This window comes from Falsarthrobacter nasiphocae (genome assembly GCF_031456275.1).
Taxonomy (GTDB): Bacteria; Actinomycetota; Actinomycetes; order Actinomycetales; family Micrococcaceae; genus Falsarthrobacter; species Falsarthrobacter nasiphocae.
In genome coordinates this window covers 1-18,400 of record NZ_JAVDUI010000001.1, presented here as the reverse complement: position 1 = coordinate 18,400, position 18,400 = coordinate 1, and the positions used below count along the sequence as shown (strand labels likewise).

General features: G+C 70.5%; 16 protein-coding genes. 3 read left to right on the top strand and 13 right to left on the bottom strand.

The annotated features are described in order from the left end of the window. Positions 1-87: 87 nt before the first annotated feature. Genes J2S35_RS00080 through hrcA form a run of 8 tightly spaced genes read right to left on the bottom strand, consistent with a single transcriptional unit; the run spans position 88 to position 8,458 of the window. The gene (locus J2S35_RS00080) at positions 88-1,653 is read right to left on the bottom strand and encodes an LCP family protein (protein ID WP_309848454.1); all 1,566 of its coding nucleotides are present in this window, start codon (positions 1,651-1,653) and stop codon (positions 88-90) included. Positions 1,654-1,667: 14 nt separating this feature from the next. After that, complete coding sequence (gene era, locus J2S35_RS00075; protein WP_309848453.1) at positions 1,668-2,660, bottom strand: GTPase Era; 993 nt, start codon at positions 2,658-2,660, stop codon at positions 1,668-1,670. Next, positions 2,657-3,958, bottom strand: a complete 1,302-nt coding sequence (locus J2S35_RS00070; RefSeq protein ID WP_309848451.1) for a hemolysin family protein — start codon at positions 3,956-3,958, stop codon at positions 2,657-2,659. Before J2S35_RS00070 ends, era begins: the two co-directional genes overlap by 4 nt. Continuing rightward, positions 3,955-4,428 (bottom strand): rRNA maturation RNase YbeY, encoded by a 474-nt coding sequence (gene ybeY / locus J2S35_RS00065; RefSeq protein WP_309848449.1) that lies wholly within the window; start codon positions 4,426-4,428, stop codon positions 3,955-3,957. Before ybeY ends, J2S35_RS00070 begins: the two co-directional genes overlap by 4 nt. Beyond that, the gene (locus J2S35_RS00060) at positions 4,425-5,435 is read right to left on the bottom strand and encodes a PhoH family protein (RefSeq protein WP_309848447.1); all 1,011 of its coding nucleotides are present in this window, start codon (positions 5,433-5,435) and stop codon (positions 4,425-4,427) included. Before J2S35_RS00060 ends, ybeY begins: the two co-directional genes overlap by 4 nt. Further along, positions 5,428-6,276: a 16S rRNA (uracil(1498)-N(3))-methyltransferase gene (locus tag J2S35_RS00055; RefSeq protein ID WP_309848445.1), complete on the bottom strand. Its 849-nt coding sequence runs from the start codon at positions 6,274-6,276 to the stop codon at positions 5,428-5,430. Before J2S35_RS00055 ends, J2S35_RS00060 begins: the two co-directional genes overlap by 8 nt. After that, on the bottom strand, positions 6,273-7,421 hold the full coding sequence (gene dnaJ, locus J2S35_RS00050; RefSeq protein WP_309848443.1) for a molecular chaperone DnaJ: 1,149 nt from the start codon (positions 7,419-7,421) through the stop codon (positions 6,273-6,275). The genes J2S35_RS00055 and dnaJ overlap by 4 nt, the downstream gene beginning before the upstream one ends. Next, positions 7,418-8,458: a heat-inducible transcriptional repressor HrcA gene (gene hrcA, locus J2S35_RS00045; protein WP_309852930.1), complete on the bottom strand. Its 1,041-nt coding sequence runs from the start codon at positions 8,456-8,458 to the stop codon at positions 7,418-7,420. Before hrcA ends, dnaJ begins: the two co-directional genes overlap by 4 nt. A 172-nt stretch (positions 8,459-8,630) precedes the next feature. Here hrcA and J2S35_RS00040 point away from each other — a divergent pair, with 172 nt between their 5' ends. Continuing rightward, entirely contained in the window at positions 8,631-9,497 is an 867-nt protein-coding gene (locus J2S35_RS00040) for a DUF3097 domain-containing protein (protein ID WP_309848440.1), read from the top strand. An 86-nt stretch (positions 9,498-9,583) separates the two neighbouring features. After that, the gene (locus J2S35_RS00035; protein WP_309848437.1) at positions 9,584-9,997 is read left to right on the top strand and encodes a DUF4870 domain-containing protein; all 414 of its coding nucleotides are present in this window, start codon (positions 9,584-9,586) and stop codon (positions 9,995-9,997) included. On the opposite strand, the gene hemW is transcribed toward J2S35_RS00035, so the two are convergent. Both hemW and lepA read right to left on the bottom strand, forming a co-directional pair. Further along, complete coding sequence (hemW, locus tag J2S35_RS00030) at positions 9,994-11,226, bottom strand: radical SAM family heme chaperone HemW (RefSeq protein ID WP_309848435.1); 1,233 nt, start codon at positions 11,224-11,226, stop codon at positions 9,994-9,996. The genes J2S35_RS00035 and hemW overlap by 4 nt on opposite strands. A gap of 5 nt (positions 11,227-11,231) precedes the next feature. Further along, on the bottom strand, positions 11,232-13,091 hold the full coding sequence (gene lepA, locus J2S35_RS00025) for a translation elongation factor 4 (RefSeq protein ID WP_309848432.1): 1,860 nt from the start codon (positions 13,089-13,091) through the stop codon (positions 11,232-11,234). Positions 13,092-13,371: 280 nt separating this feature from the next. Here lepA and rpsT point away from each other — a divergent pair, with 280 nt between their 5' ends. Then, positions 13,372-13,632, top strand: coding sequence for a 30S ribosomal protein S20 (gene rpsT, locus J2S35_RS00020; protein WP_309848430.1), 261 nt, complete (start codon positions 13,372-13,374; stop codon positions 13,630-13,632). Between the two features lie 106 nt (positions 13,633-13,738). Here rpsT and holA read toward each other — a convergent pair whose 3' ends face one another. The 3 genes from holA to J2S35_RS00005 all read right to left on the bottom strand — a co-directional run bounded on the left by holA (position 13,739) and on the right by J2S35_RS00005 (position 18,070). Beyond that, positions 13,739-14,716 (bottom strand): DNA polymerase III subunit delta, encoded by a 978-nt coding sequence (gene holA / locus J2S35_RS00015; protein WP_309848427.1) that lies wholly within the window; start codon positions 14,714-14,716, stop codon positions 13,739-13,741. A 185-nt stretch (positions 14,717-14,901) separates the two neighbouring features. After that, entirely contained in the window at positions 14,902-17,244 is a 2,343-nt protein-coding gene (locus J2S35_RS00010) for a ComEC/Rec2 family competence protein (protein ID WP_309848424.1), read from the bottom strand. A gap of 73 nt (positions 17,245-17,317) precedes the next feature. Continuing rightward, entirely contained in the window at positions 17,318-18,070 is a 753-nt protein-coding gene (locus J2S35_RS00005) for a ComEA family DNA-binding protein (protein WP_309848421.1), read from the bottom strand. Positions 18,071-18,400 lie beyond the last annotated feature (330 nt).

Genomic DNA, 18,400 nt, shown 5'->3' with positions numbered 1-18,400 from the left:
CCTAAGAACGTAACACTCGCGCGGCGGCGAGGTCTCAGCGACTGGACAGGGCATTCCACATGGTGGACATCCGCCGCGAAGGTGGGCCTACTCGCTCGGATTGCCCTGCTGGCACGTGACCTGGTTGGCCGTCTGCCCCGAGAGCCCGCCGCCGACGGTGTCTTTCGCGGAGGACACCGTCGTGCCCTGCGCGAAGTCCTCGCCGACCAGCACCTGAACGCTCACCACGGACGCGGTCTTGACGAGCTGGGCGTTGTTGACCTTGAGCTTGGCGGCCAGGTCCTTGGCCACCTCCTCGTACCCGTCCGTGTAGAGGATCTGCGTGGCGGGCACCGTCGTGTCCCCCTTGCCGCCGTCCTCGGCCGACGTGTATCCGGCCTTCTTGAGGATCCTCACGACCTCGGCGGGCCGGCCCGTGTCCCCGAGCGCGTTGATGACGTAGACGGGGATGCCCGCGCGCTGGAGCGCGGGCTCCGTGGCGGTCGGGCTCGGGGTAGGCGTCCTGCTCGCGGACGGCTTCTGCGTGTCTGTGGCGGACGGAGACGGGGCGGGCGACGACGGGGCTGGCGCGGCGGGGCGCTCCGTGACATCGCCGTCGCGACGAAGGACGTCGAAGAGACGGCTCGCCTTGGACTCGTCCACCGCAAGCCGGTTCGGGTCCGGCTCGTAGGTGATCGTCGGCAGCGTCACGAAGGCGATGTCCCCGAGGTCGGCGTCGTTCATGTTCTTGGCCACCGCGATGAGGGTGGGGATGTTCGAGAGCCCCTCGTCCACCGTGAGGTTCTGCGTCATGGCGTCCGCGATCCGGTAGAGGCGCGGCAGGTTCGTCAGCGTGTTCTCGCTTTTGATCTTGCGGGTCAGCGACGCCATGAACGCCTGCTGCGCGCGGATGCGGCCAATGTCGCCGCCGTCCGAGAAGCCATGGCGGGTCCGCAGGTAGGCCAGGGCCGAGTCGCCTTTCACGGACGAGACGCCAGCAGGCAGCTTGAGGCCGCTCATCGGGTCCGTCACGGCAGAGTTCAGACACACGTCGACGCCGCCCACGACGTTCGAGATCTCCTTGACCGCCGTGAAGTCCGCCATCATGAAGTGATCGATGTTCAGACCCGTCAGCTTGTTGATGGCTGCGACCGTGCATCCGGGCCCGCCGTAGCTCAGCGCGTAGTTGAGCATCGCGAGGTCCTGAGCCGGGTAGGTCTTGCCCGTGTGCGGGTCCGTGCAGGCGGGCAGCGGGACGAGCGTGTCGCGGGGGAAGCTCACGACCGTGACGCGCTTTCGGTCCGCCGACATGTGCATGAGCATCATGACGTCGGAATGCCCCTCGCCCGTCGTGAACTCCGATCCGCCGTACTTCGCGTTCTCAGCCGAGCGCGTGTCCGTGCCGAGCAGCAGGATGTCGAGCGGCCCGTCGTCGAGCGTTCCCCCAGCCCCCAGGGTGAGGGGCGCCGTCTGGACATTTCCCCGCAGCTTGGCCACGAAGCCGCCAGCGACGACGAGCGCCAGCACGAGCACGCAACTCGTCACACGCATCGCGAGGCGCCTGCGGCGGTCCTTCGCGACGACCGCCGGGTCCCGCTCCACAACGGACCGGCGGTACCACCGCCCGCGCACAGGGCGCGGCTCGGCGGAGTCCTGGGGCAAGGAAGAGGGCATGGTCGACGTACCTTCTAGAATCCGAGTCGGTTGAGCTGCTTCGGGTCCCGCTGCCAGTCCTTGAGGACCTTGACGTGGAGATCGAGGTGAACCTGGCTGCCGAGGCGGCGCTCGATCTCCGGGCGGGCCGTGGCCCCGATGTGCTTGAGGCGGGAGCCGCCCTTGCCGATGATGATGGCCTTCTGGCTCGGCCGCTCCACGTAGACAGTCACCCGGACGTCCAGAAGGGGACGGTCTGCGGGGCGGCCCTCCCTGGGCAGAATCTCCTCCACGGTGGCGGCGAGGGAGTGCGGCAGCTCGTCCCGGACGCCCTCGAGCGCCGCCTCGCGGACGAGCTCCGAGACGATCTTCGCGTCCTCGTCGTCCGTGACCGAGCCCAGGGGGTAGAGCGGCGGGGACACGGGCATGTGCTGCGCCAGGACGCGGGCGACCTCGTCCACCTGGAACCCTGCCGTGGCCGACACCGGGATGATCTCGGTCCAGCCCTCGCCGTCCGTCACGGACTCGCCGAGCTTCTGGACGGCGAGCAGCTGCTCCCCCAGGGCCTGGCGGCTCACACGGTCAGCCTTCGTCACAATCGCGATGAGCGGCTTGCGACCCATGTCCCGGATGTGCTGGGCGATGAAGCGGTCACCGGGGCCGATCGGCTCGTCGGCGGGGATGCAGAACGCGATCGCGTCGACGTCCGCGAGCGTCTGGGCCACGAGCTCGTTGAGGCGCTTGCCGAGCAGAGTCCGGGGCCGGTGCAGCCCGGGCGTGTCCACCAGGACCAGCTGGAAGTCACTTCCGTGGACGATGCCCCGGATCGCGTGGCGCGTGGTCTGGGGCTTGTTCGAGGTGATGGCGACCTTGTCCCCCACAAGGGCATTGGTCAGCGTGGACTTGCCCGCATTGGGGCGGCCGACGAACGAGAGGAAGCCGGCCCGGAAGCCCTCGACGGGCTCCGCGAACTCCTCCCGCTCGGCCTCAGCGCGATGGGGGGCGGCGCCCCGGTTCTCGTTGCTCATGCGTCTTCTTCCGTCGCGGCCTCGTGCGAGGGCCGATAGTGCACCACAAGGTGCGAAATTCGGTTGCGGCGGCCCTCGCTGCGCGTGGCCACCAGGTCAAGGCCAAGGATCTCGCCGCGGCTGCCCACGATGGGAACGCGGCCGAGGGCCTTCGCGAGGAGACCACCGGCGGTCTCGACGTCGTCGTCCTCAATCTCCGCCCCGACCAGGTCACCGAGGTCATCGAGGCTCATGCGGGCCGGGACCTCCCAGCCGCCGTCCTCCGTGGGGACAGGGACGATGTCCTTGGCATCATACTCGTCGACGATTTCGCCGACGATCTCCTCGAGGACGTCCTCGAGGGTGACGAGGCCGGCCGTTCCGCCGTACTCGTCGACGACGATGGCCACATGGATGGACTCCCGCTGGAGCTGGCGGAGCAGCTCGGCGGCCTGCATCGAGTCCGGCACGTAGCGCGCCTCCCGGGCCACGTCCTCCGCGGTGAGGCTCGCAGGGTCCACGTGGGAGCCGCCGCCCCGATGCGGGCCGTGAAGCCGCGCCGCGACATCCTTGAAGTAGAGCATGCCGACGACGTCGTCCGCCGACTCGTTGATGACCGGGATGCGCGAGAAGCCGGAGCGCACGAAGAGGCGGACCGCCTTCTCGAGCGGCTCCTCACGGTGGATCGTGATCATGTCCGTGCGGGGCACCATGACACCCGCCACGAGCGTGTCGCCCAGGTCGAAGACCGAGTGGATGAGCTCGGCCTCCTCATCCTCGATGTAGTCAGCGTCCGAGGCGCGGTCGACGAACTCGCGGAACTCCTCCTCGGTGAAGAACGCGTCATCGACGGGCGCAGACTCCCCCGCGAGCTTGCGGCCAGCATCGGCGAGCCAGCGCGGGATGGGACCGAGAAGGCGGCACAGGAAGCTCACGGTCGGCGCCGTGGCCACGACGACGGCCGACGAGTGGGCACGCCCGAACTGCCGCGGCGAGACGCCGACGATGACGAACGAGAGGGCCGCCATGACCACCGTGGTCACAAGGCCCGCGATCCAGAGCGACTCGATGAGCTCCACGGCGATGAAGGCGACGGCCGTGGCGGCGCTCATCTCGAAGAAGATCCTCAGGAAGCGCACGCCGTGCAGGTGGCTGTGGGGGTGCGCCAGGATCCGCTGGATCGAGGCGCCGTGCCGCCCCCTGCCGAGGCGTTCCGCCTCGGAGCGCGGCAGGTAGCTCAGGGCCGACTCTGCGGCCAGGAGGACCGCCGCGAGGGAGATCGCGATGGCGAAGAGGATTCCGAGAAGAAGGTAGGTCACGCAGTCGTCGCCTTCGGAGCGGGGCGGCCCAGGAAGGACGTCAAGAGCTCGTCCTGGAGGGCGAACATCCGGGCGCGGGCTGCGTCGTCGTCGTGGTCAAAGCCCATGAGATGCAAGAGGCTGTGGGTCAGCAGGAGGAGGACCTCGTCGTCGAGAGAGTGCCCCTGCGCCGCAGCCTGCTCGGCCGCGACCGCGGGGCAGATGGCGACGTCGCCGAGGACGCCGACACCCGTGACGGACCCCGGCGAGCCGGGACGCAGCTCGTCCATGGGGAAGCTCATGACGTCCGTGGGGCCCTCGAGATCCATCCAGTCGAGGTGGAGGCGCTCCATCTCCTCCGGGGAGATGAGGGTGATGGCGACGTCCGTCTCCGGGTGCAAGTGCATGCGCTCGAGGACAAAGCGCGCGCAGGCGAGAACGGCCGTGACGTTGACCTCCGCGTCCGTCTCGTTGATGAACTCGACGCTCATGCGCGGCCCCCGTTCGCCCCGCGCTCATCCCAGACGCCGTAGGCGTTGACGATGTCGCTGACGAGGCGGTGCCGGACGACGTCCCCCGCCGTGAGGTGGACGAAGTCGATGTCATTGACCCCGTCCAGGATGGACTCAACGACCGCGAGGCCGCTCTTGGACCCGGTGGGCAGGTCAACCTGGGACGAGTCGCCCGTGACGACCATCTTCGACGCGAAGCCCAGGCGAGTCAGGAACATCTTCATCTGGTCGGCCGTCGTGTTCTGTGCCTCGTCGAGGATGATGAACGCGTCGTTGAGCGTTCGCCCGCGCATGAAGGCGAGCGGGGCGACCTCGATCGTGCCGGCCTCCATGAGGCGCGGGATCGACTCGGGGTCCAGCATGTCGTGGAGCGCGTCGTAGAGGGGGCGGAGGTACGGGTCGATCTTGTCGCTCAGGGTGCCCGGCAGGTACCCCAGCCGCTCCCCCGCCTCGACGGCGGGACGGGTCAGGATGATCCGGTTGACTTCCTTGCGCTGGAGGGCCTGGACGGCCTTCGCCATGGCGAGGTACGTCTTGCCTGTTCCCGCGGGGCCCAGGCCGAAGACGATGGTGTTCGCGTCGATCGCCTCGACGTACCTCTGCTGGTTGAGGGTCTTGGGGCGGATGCTCTTGCCGCGCGAGGACAGGATGTTGGTCGTGAGGACCTCGGAGGGCGCCGGCACCGCGCCGGGCTCGTCCCCGCGCGCGTCGAGCATGCTCACGACCTGCCCGATGAGGTGCTCGGTGACAGGGGTGCCGCGGCGGGCGACGCCGCGCAGCTCCCCCAGGAGGTCTTCGGCGCGGCGCAACGCGGCCGCGTCAGGGGCGGACACCCGCAGGCTCTCACCGCGGGGCGTCAAGACCACGCCGGGCAGCCGGCTCTCGACGAACCCGATGGTTCGGTCCCCTGGGCCTAGGACCCTCAGGGCTTCTTCGGACGACCCGAAGGTCAGGACGGACTCGGCCGGCTCACTGTGATCAGTCATCGACGTCCATTTTAGGGGCCTGCCCTGAGTGCTTCCGGCGAGCCGCCCCCAGTCCCGCCAGCTCAAGGGCCTCCGTCACCGCCTGAAGCGCTGCCATGGCCACCGGCGCGGCCGACGACGACCGGAGCACGCGGGGGCCCAGCCCCGCCAGCGCGGCTCCGGCCCCGGTCAGCGCCTCGGTCTCTCGGGGCGAGATCCCGCCCTCCGGCCCGACGATGAGCCACACCTCCGGCACGGGCCATGCGTCCGCGTTCCGCCAGGCGACGTCGACCAGTCCCTCCGGCGCGTCCTCATGAAGGACGACCACGAGGGCGCCCGAGGCGACGGCCTCCCTGACCCGTCCCGCGAGGACCTTGGTCTGCGCGAGGGGCTCGAGGAGGGGCGTCCACGGGTTGCGCGACTGCTTGGCGGCCGCCTCGAGCGTGTTGCGCCACTTGGCCGCCGACTTCTCCGCCTTCGCCTGGGGCCAGCGGGCCACGGACCGCTCCGCCTCCCACGGTGTGACCCAGGCGGCGCCCAGCTCGGTGCACGTCTCGATCGAGGCGAGGTCCCGGTCCCCCTTGGCGAGGGCCTGCACCACCCGGACGGGCGGAGCGAGCCGCGGCACTGAGAGGATCTCTTCGGCCACGACGACGAGGCGCGGCTCCTTGCCGCGCATCGAGTCACCGCTGACAGGACCGACGACGACCCGCCCCTCCCCGTCAGAGATGCGCACGTGGGCGCCGTCAGCGAGACGGTGGACGGTCAGCGCGTGCTTGGCCTCACCGCCCTCGACGACGACGCGGCCGCCGAGCTCAGCCCCCGCAAGGGACCGCCCGGCCGCGAACTGGTGCAGGGTCACGCGTGCCCGCCGCCGAACTTGCCGCGCAGGCGAGAGAACACGCCCCCGGCCTGGGCGTCAGCGCGGACCGTGCCGGAGCGCTTGTCCTCGCCGCGCAGGCGGGCGAGCTCCTCGAGGAGCTCCCGCTCGCGCCCCTTGACCTTGGTCGGCGTCTCGACGTTGATGACCACGCGCAGGTCGCCACGGTCCTCCGTGGCGACGCCGTTGCGCAGCCGCTTGGCCCCGAGGCCGCGGAGCGTGCGGACGGTGCCGCTCTGGGTGCCCGCCTCGACGTTGACCGTCTGCGGTCCGTCGAACGTGTCGATCGTCAGCTCAGCGCCGAGCGCGGCCGTCGTCATCGGCACTGCGATGTTCGTCGTGAGATCGTCGCCGTCCCGCTCGAACGCCGAGTCTGGCTTGACCTTGATCTCCACGTAGAGGTCTCCCGCCGGGCCTCCGGCCACGCCGGCCTCGCCCTCGCCGCGGAGCTGAATGCGGTTGCCCGTGCGAATGCCGCCAGGGACCTTGATCGTGATGCTGCGGCGCTCCTGGACGCGGCCCTGGCCCTGGCACGTGACGCAGGGGTGCTTGATGACGGTGCCGAATCCGCGGCAGGAACCGCACGGGGCGGCCGACTGCATGCGGCCGAGCGGTGTGACGACCTCCTGGGCGATCTGACCCGAGCCCCGGCAGACGTCGCATGTCGTGGGGCGCGTGCCGGGCTCGCAGCACGATCCGTTGCACGTCTCGCAGACGACGGCCGTGCGCACGTCGATGGAGCGCGTGACACCGAAGACGGCCTCCTCGAGGGTGACCTGGACGCCGATGAGCGCGTCCTGGCCGGCCTGAGCGCGCGAGGCGGGGCCGCGCTGTCCTCCGCCGAAGAACGAGCCGAAGATGTCGCCGAAGTCGAAGCCTCCGAATCCGCCGCCGCCGCCGAAGCCCGGGGCGGCGTTGCCGTTCGCGTCGCCGAAGCGGTCGTAGTTGGCCCGCCGCTCGCGGTCGCTCAGCACCTCGTAGGCGTGCGAGACCTTCTTGAACTGCTCAGCCGCGTCCTCCCCCGGATTGATGTCCGGGTGATACTTGCGGGCGAGCTTCTTGTAGGCCCGCTTGATCTCTTCGTCGCTCGCGTCCTGGGCGACGCCAAGCGTCTCGTAATGGCTCACTGCGGGAGAATCCTTTGTTCGTCTGAGTGAAGAATGCGTGTGATGTAGCGGGCCACGGCCCGCACTGCCGCCATGGAGGCGGCGTAGTCCATGCGCGTGGGCCCAATGACTCCCAGCCCACCCTCCGGTGAGTCCGGGCTTCCGTAGTGGGCGACGACGACGGCCGCCTCGGAGAGGGGCCCGGCGTTCTCGCTGCCAATGCGCACTTCGAGATCCCGCTCCTCGAGGGAGATCTCCGAGAGCAGGCGCAGCAGCACCACCTGCTCCTCGAGGGCCTCGAGCACCGGCGTGACGGAGGAGGCGAAGTCTCGCCGGGAGCGGGCGAGGTGGGCCGTGCCACTCATCGCCAGGCGGGAGACCCGGAACGAGTCGCAGATCTCCGCAGCGGCCACGAGGATGGTCCCCACGGCACTCGGCGGACCCGGGGGCCCCTCCAGCGGGACGGCGGCGCGCGCCGAGGCGCCCGCCGATTCCAGGGGGAGGCCGACCAGCAGGGCCCGCGCGCTGTCCCGGGCGGCCTCGACCTCTGGCCGTGCCAGGCCCGGCAGCGCCACCGTCCGCTGCGACACCTGACCCGAGCTCGTCACCAGGATGACCAGCGAGATCGTCTCGCTCAGCTCCACGACCTCGATGGCCTGAACGCTCGCAGCGGAGCTCACCGGATACTGGATCATCGCCGCCTGCTGCGTCAACTGGCTCATGAGCCTCACGCTGCGCAGCATGACGTCGTCGAGATCCTCAGCCCCATCCAGGAAGGTGCGGATGGCGTTCCGCTCCGCCGCAGAGAGGGGCTTGACCTCGGAGATCCGGTCCACGAAGAGGCGGTAGCCGCGGTCCGTGGGGATGCGGCCTGCGCTCGTGTGCGGGGCCGTGATGAGGCCCTCTTCCTCGAGGACGGCCATGTCGTTGCGGATGGTGGCCGGGGAGACCCCGAGATGATGGCGGTCCGCCAGGGCCTTCGACCCCACGGGCTCGCGCGTGCACACGTAGTCTCCGACAATGGCGCGGAGCACGGCGAGGCGGCGCTCGTTCGGCACGCTGGCTGACACTCGCTCTCCCCCGTGGCGTCTCGATGGCTGGTTCCGTGCGGAGATCCCGCCGCCGCGCGCTCCCGGCTGGCAGTCACTTCGCACAAGTGCTAACTCTAGTATGGCTAGTCACCGGCTCACCCTGAGCGAACACGCCCACCCATCTCACCCGGAGGACCCCGTGCCGCAGTTCGACTATTCGTGGGGTCCCACCCGTCTCACCAAGCCCGTCAAGAAGGCGCTGCCCCGCGTGCCCGTGGAGCGGGACATGGTGCTGGAGGACCCGCTCTCGGGGTTCGTGGGCGCCGTGGTCCGGATCGAGAAGTCCGGAGGCGCGATCCTCATCGAGCTCGAGGACCGCCACGGCGCGATCCGCGCCTTCCCCCTCGGGCCAGGACTCCTCCTCGACGGCCAGGCCATCGACCTCACTCCCCCCGCGCCGACCGCCCCCAAGGGGCCCCAGCGGACGGCGAGCGGGTCCGTCAAGGTCGCCGGCCAGCGCGCGCGGACCGCCCGGGCCAGCCGAATCTGGGTCGAGGGCAAGCACGACGCGGAGCTCATCGAGAAGGTCTGGGGCGACGACCTGCGCGTGGAGGGGATCGTCGTCGAGCCCCTCCACGGCGTCGACGACCTCGGCGCAGCCATCGCGGACTTCGCTCCGTCCCCCACGCGCAGGCTCGGCATCCTCGTCGATCACCTCGTCGACGGCACCAAGGAGAGCCGGATCCGCGACGCGGCCATGCGCACTCCGGGCGCGCGGGGCAATGTCCTCATCGTCGGACACCCCTACGTGGACGTGTGGCAGACGGTCAAGCCCGGCGTCCTCGGACTCGCTGCGTGGCCCACTGTTCCGCGCGGCCAGGACTGGAAGACCGGCATCCTGCGCGGCCTCGGCTGGCCTCACGCCTCCCAGGCCGACGTCGCGAACGGCTGGCGCCGCATCCTCGGAGCCGTGACCACCTATGCGGATCTGGAGCCGAGTCTGCTCGGGCGCGTCGAGGAAGTGATCGACTTCGTCACCGTCCCACCCGGCGCCGGACCCGCCTGAGGGCGACCGGCGCGCCGATTGGCCGCTAGAATTGCCATACCCGCAAGACCCCACCCCCACTCGAGCGAATCAGGTAACAGCACCCCGTGGCACACGCTTCTTCTGAGCACGATCCCCGCGAGTCCGAGACGGACCGGTTCGAAGGCGCCCCAGCCTCTGCCCTCCCGCTGACCGCGGCGCAGGACCGCCAGTGGGCCACGCTCGCCCACTTCGGCGGCGTCCTCATGTGCGTGCCCTCGCTCCTGATCTTCCTCGTCTTCAAAGACCGCGGCCCGTTCACCGCCCAGGAGTCCAAGGAGGCGCTCAACTTCACGCTGCCCCCCACGATCCTCGCGCTCATCGCGCTGGCCCTGTCCCCGCTGCCGGGGATCGGCGGCTTCTTCGCGGTCGTCCACGCCATCATCTGGGTGATCGTCACGATCTTCTCGGTGCTCGCGGGCATCGAGGTCGAGCGCGGCCGCCCGTACCGCTACGACTTCAACCTGCGCCTCATCCGCTAGTCGAGAAGCTCGCGAACCACCGCGTCCGCCATGAGCCGGCCCCTGAGGGTCAGCACGAGCCGCCCGGCGAACGCCGCCTTCGGCTCAACCAGCTCGCGGGCGATCAGCCCCGCGACCTTCTCACGGCCCGCCGGCCCCACGACGGCGAGGTCCAGCCCCTCCCGCATGCGAATCTCCAGGAGCACGCGCTCCACGTGTCGCTGCTCCTCGGTGAGGACCTCCCGCCCCACACTCGGGCTCTCCCCCGCGAGCAGCCGCTGGGCGTAGGCCGTGGGGTGCTTCGCGTTCCAGAAGCGGACGCCCCCGACATGCGAGTGCGCACCGGGGCCGACGCCCCACCAGTCTGATCCAAGCCAGTACGCCTGGTTGTGGCGGGAGCGCTCTGCTTCACTCTTCGCGAAGTTGCTCACCTCGTACCACTCAAAGCCCGCCGCGGTGAGGAGCGAGTCGGCCAGCTCGTACTTGTCCGCGGCCTCGTCGTCGCTCGGGTAGGGCAGCTCACCGCGCCGCATCCGGGCCGCGAGCTTCGTGCCGTCCTCGATGATGAGCGAGTACGCCGAGACGTGCTCCGTCTCGAGCGCAATGGCCTCCTCGAGGGAGCGCCGCCAATCCCCGAGGCTCTCGCCCGGTGTGCCGTAGATGAGATCCACGCTCGCCGACAGGCCCAGCTCCCGCGCCCACGCCGTCACAACGGGCAGACGTTCCGGCTCATGCGTGCGGTCCAAGGTGCGCAGGACGTGCGGGACGGCGGACTGCATGCCGAAGGACACGCGAGTGAGGCCCTCCGCGGCCATCGCCTCGAGCATCTCCCGGGTGACCGAGTCCGGATTGGCCTCCATCGTCACCTCGGCCCCTGGCTCAAGCCCGAACCGTTCGACCGCCGCACGGAGAATGGCCGCGAGATCCTCGGCGGGCAGCTGCGACGGCGTCCCCCCGCCGAAGAAGACCGAGTGCAGCGGCCGACCGTCGTCGGCCTCTTCACCGGCGCCGAGAACCCGGCGCGCGAGATCCAACTCCCGCACCGCCTGACCCGCGTACTCCGCCTGCGCGCCCCCGCCGCCGAGCTCGGTGGCGGTGTACGTGTTGAAGTCGCAATAGCCGCAGCGCACCGAGCAGAACGGCACGTGGACGTAGAGCGAGAGAGGGCGGCCCGCCGAGCCCTCCAGGGCGGACGGGGGCAGCGAGCCGTCGAGGGGAGGCTTCTCGCCGAGGGGCAGTGAAGGAGCCACGCGGGCTACTTCTTCTTGTCCTTGGAGTCCTTCGACTCATCCGACGAGAGCGCGGCGATGAACGCCTCCTGCGGGACCTCGACGCGGCCCACCATCTTCATGCGCTTCTTGCCTTCCTTCTGCTTCTCGAGCAGTTTGCGCTTGCGGCTGATGTCGCCGCCGTAGCACTTGGCGAGCACGTCCTTGCGGATGGCGCGGATGTTCTCGCGGGCAATGATGCGCGAGCCGATCGCCGCCTGGATGGGGACCTCGAACTGCTGGCGCGGAATGAGCTCCCGGAGCTTCGCCGTCAGGCGGGTGCCGTACGCGTAGGCCTTGTCGCGGTGCGTGATCGCGGAGAACGCGTCCACCTGCTCGCCCTGAAGGAGGATGTCCACCTTGACGAGGTCAGCGACCTGCTCGCCGTCCGCCTTCCAATCGAGGGAGGCATAGCCGCGCGTGCGGGACTTGAGCACGTCGAAGAAGTCGAAGACGATCTCGGCGAGCGGGAGCCAGTAGCGGATCTCCACGCGCTCCTCCGAGAGGTAGTCCATGCCCTTCAACTGGCCGCGACGGGACTGGCACAGCTCCATGATGGCCCCCACGAACTCATTGGGCGCGAGGATGGTCGCCGAGACCATCGGCTCCTTGACCTCCGTCACCTTCCCGGAGGGGAACTCCGAGGGGTTGGTGACGACGACGCGCGAGCGGTCCTCGAGCTCCACCTCGTAGACGACGTTGGGCGCCGTCGAGATGAGGTCAAGGTTGAACTCGCGCTCGAGCCGCTCGCGGACGATCTCCAGGTGGAGCAGCCCAAGGAAGCCGACACGGAAGCCGAACCCGAGCGCAGCACTCGTCTCCGGCTCGTACACGAGGGCCGCGTCGTTGAGCTTGAGCTTGTCCAGCGCGTCGCGGAGCACCGGGTAGTCCGTGCCGTCCAGGGGGTACAGGCCCGAGAAGACCATGGGCTTGGGGTCCTCGTAGCCGGCAAGCGTGTCCTCGGCGGGCTTGGCGAAGTTCGTGACCGTGTCGCCCACCTTGGACTGGCGCACGTCCTTCACGCCAGTGATGAGGTATCCCACCTCGCCGACGCCGAGGCCCTGGGTGGGGATCGGCTCCGGGGAGACGACGCCGATCTCCAGGAGCTCGTGCGTGGCGCGGGTGGACATCATGACAATCCGCTCGCGGGGGCTCAGGGAACCGTCGACGACGCGCACGTACGTCACAACGCCGCGGTACGTGTCGTACACCGAGTCGAAGATCATGGCACGCGCCGGGGCGTCCGGGTCGCCGACCGGGGCGGGGATGTCACGGACGATCTTGTCGAGCAGCGGCTCCACGCCCACGCCCGTCTTGCCGGAGACCTTGAGGACGTCCGCGGGGTCTCCGCCGATGAGCGACGCGATCTCCTCCGCGTACTTCTCCGGCTGAGCGGCGGGGAGGTCGATCTTGTTGAGCACGGGGATGATCGTCAGCTCGTTCTCCATGGCCAGGTAGAGATTGGCCAGGGTCTGAGCCTCGATGCCCTGCGCGGCGTCGACGAGGAGGACGGCGCCCTCGCACGCCGCCAGCGAGCGGGAGACCTCGTAGGTGAAGTCCACGTGGCCCGGCGTGTCGATCATGTTGAGCGCGTAGGTTGTGTCGTCCAGCTCCCACGGCATGCGGACGGCCTGGGACTTGATCGTGATGCCACGCTCCCGCTCAATGTCCATGCGGTCCAGGTACTGCGCCTTCATGTCACGCGGCTGCACGACCCCGGTGAACTGCAGCATCCGGTCCGCGAGGGTGGACTTGCCGTGGTCAATGTGGGCGATGATGCAGAAATTGCGGATGAGCTCCGCGGGGGTCTGCGCGGGCGTCAGCGCGTTGAGGGCCTTGGGCGACACGGGTACGAATTATCCTTGCGAAGAGTGGAGGCAGGGCAGTGATTCATTCTCCCATGAAGACGGCTGTCCCGCGCGTCGTCCGCGCGGCGAACTCCCCGCGCGACACGGCGGCGGTCAGGAATCGGGCGATCCGCCGCATGTTTGCTAGACTGTGTGGTTGTGTGTCCGCGCAGGTCGACGGGCACCCCGTCAGGTGATCCCCGCGGTACCCCACGCCGCTCAGTCGTCACCACGGCGGGACACCCTCACCGACCAGTTCTCCATCAGTGAAAGAGCAGTTGTGGCCAACATCAAGTCCCAGAAGAAGCGCATCCTGACGAACGAGAAGGCTCGTCAGCGCAATGCGGCTGTCAAGAGCGAGCTGAAGACGCTCGTTCGCTCCGTCAACGAGGCTGTCGCCTCCGCCGACAAGGAAGCAGCGACCACCGCCCTCGCCGCCGCGAGCCGCAAGCTCGACAAGGCCGTGAGCAAGGGCGTCATCCACCGCAACCAGGCGGCCAACCGCAAGTCGGCCATCTCCAAGAAGGTTGCGGCGCTCTAAGCGAGTCCGTCTGCCGCGGCATTGACCGCGTCTGCCTCAGCCCCGGTGCACTGTGCACCGGGGCTGAGGTTTTTCTGTGCCCGGGCGGCCGGGCTGCACCGGGGCGTCAGCGCCGGGACAGCAGGCGCCCGATCTCGATGATGAGCCGCTCGACGACGAAGGCGGGGTTCCGGGTCCCGCCTTTGACGTTGTAGTCCGCCTCGCCGACGGCGGCCACGGCCTGACGGAGCGTCTGCGTGCTCCACCGGCGCGAGTCCGCCAGGGCGTTCTTGGCCTGCCACGGCGCCATGCCGAACGCCTTCGCCGCGTCCCCCGGGCCGCCTCGGTACTCGAACACGCGGGCCGTGCTGCGGACCTTGGCCCCGATGGCGGCGACGAGCGGCACCGGGTCCGTGCCCGTGTTCATCGCCGCTCGGGCAATCCCGAGCGCGTGGGCCGTCTGCCCCGCCAGGGCGGCGTCGGCCACCTTGAACGCCGTGGCCTCCACCCGACCGCCGTAGTAGGTGTCCACGGTGGCGGCGTCCACGTCTCCCGGGACGTCCTGGATGAGCTGCGCGCACGCGGAGTCCAGCTCCGCGAGGCTCGTCCCCACGGCGGCGACGAGCGCGGTGACCGCGTCCGGCGAGATGCGCCGCCGGGCGGTTCGGAACTCGTGCAGGACGTATGACTGCTTCTCGGCGTCCTTCTTCGGCGTGGCGCAGTCGTAGACCACGGCCGAGCGCTTGAGCTGGTCGAGGAGCTTCTTGCCCCGGTTGCCCCCCGCGTGGTGCATGACGAGGGCGACCTCGGGCGCCGGGTTGGCCAGGTAGGCCAGGGCATCCTCGAGGAAGGCCTCGGTCATGGCCGCGAGGTTCTCCACCTCGACGTAGGCGGCCGGGGAGAAGAGCGACGCCTGCGTGGCCGCGTCCAGCTCTCCCCCCGCGCTCGTGGACGCGTCGAGGCGGTGGATCTCTGAGTCCGGGCTCTGGGACTGTGCCTGGGCGCGCAGCTTCGGCGAGTACTTGCGGAAGAGGAACTCCTCGGGCCCGAGGAACAGGACGAGCGGGGCGAGCTCGGCCTCACGCGGGCTGCGAACGTCTGCCATGGGTTCCACTCTCCTGGGTCGGGGGCCGGAACCATCGTATCGGGCCGGGCCAGGGCGCGGCTCCGGTGCCCCGTGAGGCCGCCGTGGCGGCTCCCAGCTCAGAAGTCCCGGCAGCGCGTCCTGCGGAGGTCTGCCCCTCGCTGTCGCCCCTCGGCCTCCCCTGCCCTGTGTCTGCCGGAGCCGCCTCACCGCTGGCTCCTGACCTCGAGGTCGGCGCCTCGCTTGCGCACCGTCACCGTGCCGGACTCGTCGGTCCTCCGGACCGCGATCCCCCGCTGCCCGAGTTCGCGGAGGGTCGCTGCGTGGGGGTGCCCGTAGGGGTTGGCGCGGCCCACGCTGATGAGCGCGAGGCGCGGCAGCGCGGCATCGAGGTAGGCCCGCGTCCCGTTCTTCGCCCCGTGGTGGGCTGTCTTGACGAGGTCGAGCCGCTCGCCGTGGAGCTCTCCCCGGAGGGTCTCGGCCACGCCGTGATCCTGACCCGTCTCGAGGTCCCCAGTGAGGAGAAGAGTCAGATCGGAGCCGTCGCGCGAGGAGCGCGCGAGGAGAACGAGGCTCTCGGCGTTCTCGTTGGCACCCGAGGCGGCCGGTGGGGAGGCTCGGATGAGGGTGAGCCGGAGGCCGCCCTGGTCAAAGAGCACGTCTCCGGGCGCGAAACGGGACCGGTCCGCCCGGGTAAGGCGATCGGGTGCCACTCGCGCCCGCGCCTGGAATCGCTCGCTCCCCTCCGGCTCCCCGACGACGACGGCTGGCGCGCCGAAGTCCCCCGCCAGATCCGCAAGCCCCCCGAAGTGGTCGGCATGCCCGTGGGTGATGACCACGAGATCCAAGGCCCGGACGCCCAACTCTCTCAGGCACCCCGGCAGTCCCCCGCCGGGCGGGCCCGCGTCCACGAGGACGGCCCGGTCTGCACCCGTGCGGAGAAGGACGGCGTCCCCTTGCCCGACGTCGCATGCGGCAGCCTGCCACTCCCGGAGGACCCCGCGCTCGGGCGGGGCGAGGAATGCGGCCACGAGGGCGGCGGGCACGGCCCACACCGCAGCCCGGCCGCGAGCAAGGGCAGGATGCCGGGCGAGCCACGTCTCGCGCTGCCGTGGCGGGGCTCCGGCGCGCCAGGTGACCGCAGCGGCAAGCGCGAACGCCAGCACCGAGCCCGCCGCTCCGACAGGCAGGTCCGTTTCGTTGAGGTGGCTTGACGACGCGGTCCGCGCCACCCAGACAATGGCGTCGGCACTGCGGTTAGGCACCCATGCCATGGCTGCGGCAGCCCCGGCATGCAGCGGCGCCAGGAGCACAACGCCGGTGCCGAGGAGGGTGACGATGGGCACGAGGGGCGCGACGACGACGTTGGCCGCCGGTGAGAGTCCCGGTACGTTGTCGGTGATGAGCGCGAGGATCGGCTGGCACGCGAGCATCGCCGAGAGCGTCATCGCCAGCGGGGACGCCAGCCAGGCGGGCAGCACGGTGGCGAGACGCTCCGTCATCCATGACGACCACAGGAGGATGCCGGCTGTGGCTGCCGCGGAGAGGCCGAACCCGATCTCAAGAGCGATCCAGGGGTCCGCAGCCAGAAGGACCAGAATGGCAACGCCGAGGAGCGCGAACGGAGAACGACCTCGCCCCACGAGCGCCCCGATGGCACCGACGGATCCCATCGCGGCGGCCCGAAGGACGGTGGCGTCCGGCCCGCACAGGGCCACAAAGGCCACGACGGAGGCGAGAGCCGAGCCCGTCTGCACCGCCAAGCCCACTCGGCACAACCGCGCCGCCATGACGGCGGCGGCGACGAGGACGGCGCAATTGGCCCCGGAGACTGCCGTGAGATGGCTGAGTCCAGCAGCGCGCATCGCTGCGTGGGCGCCCGGGTCCCCCGCCTCTCCCCCGTACACCATGGCCGCCGCCACCCGGCCGCTTCCGGCCCCGGCGCTGACGGCGAAGGCAGCCTCGGCCGCGCGGCGCGCTTGCCTGATCGCGGCGAAGGACGACCCCTCCACTGTCTCGACATGCTTCAACGTCAGTGTCACGGCGTGCCGCTGGGGCTGGCCCCGGGGCGGTGAGACGGATCCAACCCTGCCCCGCACGACGTCCCCGGCACCGGGCGCATCGGCACCGCCCGCACAGGGCGTTCGCACCAGGGCCACCGTCCCGTCCGCCCACGTCGGCTCGACGATCCGCGCCTCTGCCTCACAGAGCCCCACCGCCGCCCGCGCCCCGCCGCTCCGCGCGGCGGGGGTCTGACCCTCGCGAGCCGGACTCGTGCGGTCCTCGGCACGATCTGGCAAGCGGCGCCCGAACGCCGCGTGCGGCTCGCTTCTCAGCCGGAGCGTCACCTCACGGCCGTCGCGCCCATGGGCCAGCAGGGCCTCGCGGGCGCGCGGCTGTCCGCTGACGTCCCCCACCACAGCCAGGACGACGACGCCGACCGCCGCAGTGGCCGCCGCCCGATAGGCCAGCCCCGCCGGGTGGCGAAGGGCCGCGAGGAAGGCGCCCGCGGCGCAGAGCAGCGCCAGTGACGCCCGGCCGTGGTGCAAGGCAGCTGTCCCCGCCCAGAGGGCTGCCGCGCACACAAGGATCGTGGAGGTCTGTCGGAAGCGTCGCCACCGCTCAGCGATCGAAGACCACACGGCCCGCGATTCCCTCCCGGATGGACGGCCCCAGACCCTTGACCCGGCCGAGGTCCTCCAGTGAGGCGAAGGGGCCCCGCGCCTCGCGGTCGTCGACGATCCGCCGTGCGAGGACGGGACCGATGCGCGGGAGAGTCTGGATCTCCGCCACACTCGCCCCGTTGATCCGGACGGGGGCCCCGGCGGAGGTCTTCCCGGCATCCGAGCCTCCGCGGCTGGCCTCGCCGCCTCCAGGGGCCGGGGCCGCGGGGCCGGGAAGCTGAGGGGGCCCGGCCGGCTCGCCGACCCGCGGCACGGTGATTTTGGCGCCGTCGGCGAGCAGTGCGGCCCGATTGATCCGGTCCTCGTCCGCATTGGCCGCGAGGCCGCCGGCCCGGTCAATCGCCTGGGCGACCCGCGCGGGAGCCGGCAGTGTGTAGACGCCCGGCTTCTTGACGGCGCCAGTGATGTCGACAGTCACCTCGGACGCGGCCCCGCCTGGACTCGGCGGCCGGGTGCCAGCGGGTCCGCGGCCGCGGGCGGGCGTCGGGGTGGGCACCGCCACGGGGTGCCCGCTCTGGCCCCCGCCGGTGGCTACTGACTGGGCAGACTCGTCTCCTCGGAGCGTAGAGGTTCCGGCGGCCGGCGAGTACTTCCAGAGAAGGAGGCCAGCGAGGGCCAGGAGCGCGGCCACCACGGCCACGGCACGGCGCACGGACACGGGCCACCGCTCGGCGAGTCGCCGTGTGAACACCCCGTTCCCCCCGTGCCGGTCAGCTGGATCCGCGTTCCCGCCACGCGGCTCCGTGCCCCCGCTCCCAAGCCCTGTCCCAGCCCCCGTGGCGGCTTCGGTGCCGCCCGGCTCCCGGCGCCGCTCCGCGCTCCTCAAGCGCGCGAGGAAGGCTGCGCTGGCCCCTTCCGTCTGTCCTTCTCGATCACCCATGCACCCAGGGAACCGCATCGGCGCTCGCGCCGCGCCGGACCCTCGGCAAACGTGGACAACTCGTTGAGGAGGAGCCTCTCGCGCCTACGTGCGGGCAGCGGAGCCCATGGCGCTCACGACGAACGCTCCCGCACCCAGGTG